The following is a 4,647-nucleotide window of genomic DNA, read 5'->3' as shown; positions in this document are numbered from 1 at the left end:
TGCATAAACTTTTGAGTTTTGGTTGACCCAAAGTTTACGTCCTGACCTGCTCTTTTCAAAATTTAAACATGCTCTTAGCTGGAAAAAGCTATTTTTAAGTCTACAGGCGTATTTATCAGTCAGACTAAATGATATGGGGGAAAAAAAAGTAAATAGCCAACTCAATCATGAAAAGCGGGCAAAGTTTATCAGGCATCTGCTGGATGACCTTCAGGCGCTGGAATACATGCTTGCGCATGATCTGATAGAAGATGACATCGTCCGCATAGGGGCTGAGCAGGAGTTTTGTTTGGTGAATAATCACTGGCGGCCTACCAAAAATGCAGAGCAGATATTAGCGTCTGTTGATGATCCTCACTTTACTACCGAAATCGCCCGCTACAACCTGGAGATCAACCTTGACCCGCAGGAGTTGAAAGCTGACGGCTTCTCCCTTGTTGAAAAACAACTGAACAGCCTGCTGGCAAAAGCCAAAGCAGCAGGGAAGAAGCATAACACAAAGATTGTACTTAGCGGAATTCTGCCCACGATCAGTAAGAATGAACTGGAACTGGAGTACATGACACCTACGCCCCGATATCGTGCACTGAACGAAATGATCAGGACGCTAAGAGGAGCAGACTTTTCTCTACATCTGCTGGGAGTGGATGAGCTTACCATCACTCATAATTCCGTACTTTTTGAAGCCTGTAATACGAGCTTTCAGTTGCACCTACAGATTGCCCCTCAGGATTTTATTGCCAGCTACAACTGGGCTCAGGCGATTTCCGGACCAGTGCTGGGTATATGTGCAAACTCTCCTTTATTGATAGGCAGAGAGTTGTGGAGCGAAACCCGTATCGCGCTTTTCCAGCAAAGCATTGATACCCGCAGTTCTTCTTATGCGCTCAAAGATCAGCAAGGCAGGGTAAGCTTTGGCAATGCCTGGGCTAGTGGCTCTATTGCCGAGATTTTTAAAGACAATATTACTCAACATAGGGTGATTCTTTCCAGAGAGATTGCCAGCAATTCAATGGAGGAATTACAAAACGGAAATATACCCAGGCTGGAAGCACTCAATCTGCATAATGGTACTATTTATCATTGGAATCGTCCCTGCTATGGTGTAGGCGGAGGTAAGGCTCATGTGCGTATTGAGAATCGCTATATTCCTTCCGGCCCTACTACGCTGGATGAAATGGCTAATTTTGCCTTTTGGGTAGGTTTGATGAAAGGCAGGCCTGCCAAATTTGATGATATGTCTGCCTGTATGGATTTTCGTGATGCCAAAGCTAACTTTATCAAAGCAGCCAGAACGGGTAAAGAAACCATACTGCACTGGATGGGTAAGGCTGTGTCAGTGCAGGAGTTGGTGATCAATGAATTGTTGCCCCTGGCTTATATAGGTTTACAAAAGATGCAGATTGATCAGAAAGATATAGACCGCCTGCTGGGTATCATTGAGCAGCGTACCCAAGGGAAGAACGGAGCGCAATGGCAGGTAGAAAACTATCGTGCCTGCAGAAAAAAAATGAAGCAGGATGATGCATTGCTGGCACTTACCAGTGCTATTTATGAGCATCAGCAAACGGAATTTCCAGTCCATCAATGGCCAGGCGTGGAAAGTAGAGCAGCTATTCACAAAGCAGCAGAGCAGGTAGGGCATATCATGTCTACCCGGATGTTTAGCGTACACGAAGGAGACCTGGCAAGTTTGGCTACCAGCATGATGCAGTGGAAGAACATCCATCATGTGCCGGTAGAAAATCAATCAGGAAAGCTCTGCGGACTGCTGACCTGGTCGCACATGGAAAGTCAAAAAAAAGAAGACAGGGATGATGATCGTACGGTGGGGGATATTATGATCAAAGAAGTGATCACCGTGCAATACCACACCAAAATCAGTGAGGCTATCCAACTGATGAAACAACATAAAATCGGCTGTCTTCCGGTAGTACATGAGCAAGACCTGGTGGGCATCATCACAAACAATGATATTAGTGCGTTCCTACATGGTGCAGGTAAATAGCAAAGCCCTTAATCAATCTCTTAATATTGGCCGATTGATCGGTCAGCTCAAAAGTAATGAACCCGGACCCACGCTTATCTTTACAGGAGGTATTCATGGCAACGAACCGGCAGGTATTTTTGCGCTGGATAAGGTGCTAAAAGAAATTAAAGAACAGCATATCCAACATAAGGGAAACATCTATGCGATTAGCGGTAATCTATGGGCACTGGAGAGAGGTGTGAGATATCATCGGGAAGACCTGAACCGCCTATGGACCAGCGAAAAAATGGAAGACCTGCTGACTAGCAGACTTGAGATAAAGCATGAAGATATCGCCCAGCAGAAAGAAATCTATCGTGTGATTAGAGAAATTCTGGATACTGAAGAAGGTCCATTCTACTTCATTGATCTGCATACTACCTCCAGCCAGACTACTCCTTTCCTTACCGTTAATGACAGCCTGCTGAACAGGAAATTTACCACTCAATACCCGGTACCTATGATATTGGGAATAGAAGAATATCTGGATGGCCCACTGCTAAGCTATATCAATGCGTTGGGCTATGTAGCTTTTGGCTATGAAGGGGGGCAGCATGATGCAAGCTTTTCTGTAGAAAGTATGGTTTCTTTTATCTATCTCACCCTGGTCTTTTCGGGCAGTATTGAGAAGCAGGCGGTTGACTTTGAGCATTACTATCAATTTCTGTTAAACGCTTCTAAAGCCTCACAAGGCATATATGAGATATTTTCTCGTCACGAAATTAAGACAGGGGAGACTTTTCGCATGAAAGAAGGCTTCAGTAATTTTCAGGAAATTCAAAAGGGGGAAGCACTCGCAGAAAGTGATGGTAAAACTGTCGGGGCAGCCAGCGAAGGAAAAATATTCATGCCCTTATACCAAAGCCAGGGCAATGATGGTTTTTTTCTTATTCGTAAGATTCCTCCAGTTTTTCTTCAACTCTCAGCTTTCCTACGCAAGTTTCATTTTGACCATGTCCTCCCACTGCTACCCGGTGTGCGCTGGCTTTCTGATCAGCATGATGCCTTGCGTGTCAATCAAAATGTAGCCCGTTTTTTTGCCAGGCAGTTCTTTCATCTCTTGGGATATCGGAGCAGACAACTGGATAAAAATCATCTGATTATGAAAAACCGGGAAGCAGCTTCAAGAGAGCAGGAGTATCAACACACTATTTGGTATAAACGTTAGGCATAAAGTCAACGAACTTATATTGCTTAGTATTTGTAGAAATGCCTGCTCCTGATGAAAACAAAAAGGACTTTAGACGATTTTAATAACATTACCAACACTTTTTAAACTGTTTATGCTGAAAAGCCTGAAGCAAATTGGGCGAGTAGGTATAAAAAAAATAAGCATGCATATTTTTTTTAAGAAAACCATTTTTCTGATACTTCCTCTTCTATTACTCTCTTCTGTTGGATACACTCAGGGAGATAGCCTAAGTGCAGACAGGGGAGGAGAGCTAAGAGTAGGCATCCATTCACAACCCCCATACATCATTCAGGGTAAGAACAATACCTGGGATGGTATCAGTGTACAGTTGTGGCGTGAAGTTGCCGAAAGTTTACAACTACAGTATCAGTTAGTAAATGTGCCTGAAGAGGAGCAGCAAAGTGCTCTGCAAAATGGTGACATTGATATAGCACTGTTGTCTAACGTATCTGCTGAGAAGGATACTCTGCTGGACTTCAGCTACTTTTACCATACCTCTCATCTGGGAACAGCCATGATGCAAAGCAATAACCTGAGCGATATTGCTTCGGCTTTTTTCAGCAAGCGTTTCTGGAAAATTGTGCTGATGCTTTCTGTTTTACTGCTTATCGTAGGTACTTTGATTTATTTTATTGAACGTACGAGCAATGATGATAACTTTGGAGGTGAACGTTCTATCATCAGGGGCATAGGTGCTGGCTTTTGGTGGGCTGGTGTCACCATGACTACCATAGGCTACGGAGATAAAGCCCCGGTCACTTTTTTTGGTCGTGCAGTAGCTTTGTTATGGATGCTGATTGCTATGGGAGTGACATCAGTGCTTACAGCAGGTATAATATCAGCCATGGGAGGATCATATACCAAAACACTTGATATTCCTGATGACTTACGCGATATGAAAGTAGCAGCGGTAGAAGGTTCGCATGCTGCTGCCTATCTCAAAGAAGAAAGTGTCAGTTTCCAGTCCTACCAAAGCCTGAAGGAAGCACTGAAAGCGGTAGAAAATGAGCAGCCTGAGGTAGTGGTTAGTAGTGTACCCCTGTTAAAATATACGATTGATAACAGCCAGAACATAGCTTTAAAGATACAGCCTCTAAAGCTTAACCCCCAATACTTTGCGCTGGGTATGAGAGAAGAAAATGCTTTACAGGAAGATATCAACCGCGAAGTGCTGCAGGTAATTAAGACTGACCAGTGGCAGAAACAGTTAGAGCGATACGTGCCTGAAAACGCTGGAAAGTAAAAGGAGCAGTGGTTGATGACAAATCTCGCCTATTACAACTCATTACCCAGCCAGCGTTAAAGGAGGTAGTATTTTTCTATTACAAAATTTTGAGATGAGCTAACTACTAAGATCATGTTTAAAAATTCTATTTGGTATTTACGCCAGTCGGTTGATGATAATTTGACAGTTTTGCCAAAGTAG

3 protein-coding genes are annotated in these 4,647 nt (G+C 43.5%); all 3 read left to right on the top strand.

The annotated features are described in order from the left end of the window. Window positions 1-133 precede the first annotated feature (133 nt). The 3 genes from WJR50_RS33790 (at window position 134) to WJR50_RS33780 (ending at window position 4,464) form a co-directional block, all read left to right on the top strand. Window positions 134-2,008 (top strand): glutamate-cysteine ligase family protein, encoded by a 1,875-nt coding sequence (locus WJR50_RS33790; RefSeq protein ID WP_341297738.1) that lies wholly within the window; start codon window positions 134-136, stop codon window positions 2,006-2,008. Next, window positions 1,971-3,197, top strand: a complete 1,227-nt coding sequence (locus WJR50_RS33785; RefSeq protein ID WP_341297737.1) for a succinylglutamate desuccinylase/aspartoacylase family protein — start codon at window positions 1,971-1,973, stop codon at window positions 3,195-3,197. Before WJR50_RS33790 ends, WJR50_RS33785 begins: the two co-directional genes overlap by 38 nt. Before the next feature lie 166 nt (window positions 3,198-3,363). After that, complete coding sequence (locus tag WJR50_RS33780; protein ID WP_341297736.1) at window positions 3,364-4,464, top strand: transporter substrate-binding domain-containing protein; 1,101 nt, start codon at window positions 3,364-3,366, stop codon at window positions 4,462-4,464. Window positions 4,465-4,647: the final 183 nt, after the last annotated feature.

It is taken from the genome of Catalinimonas locisalis (assembly GCF_038039535.1).
Taxonomy (GTDB): Bacteria; Bacteroidota; Bacteroidia; order Cytophagales; family Cyclobacteriaceae; genus Catalinimonas.
Note: the sequence above shows the minus strand (reverse complement) of the source record. Positions and strands in the feature narration are given on the sequence as shown.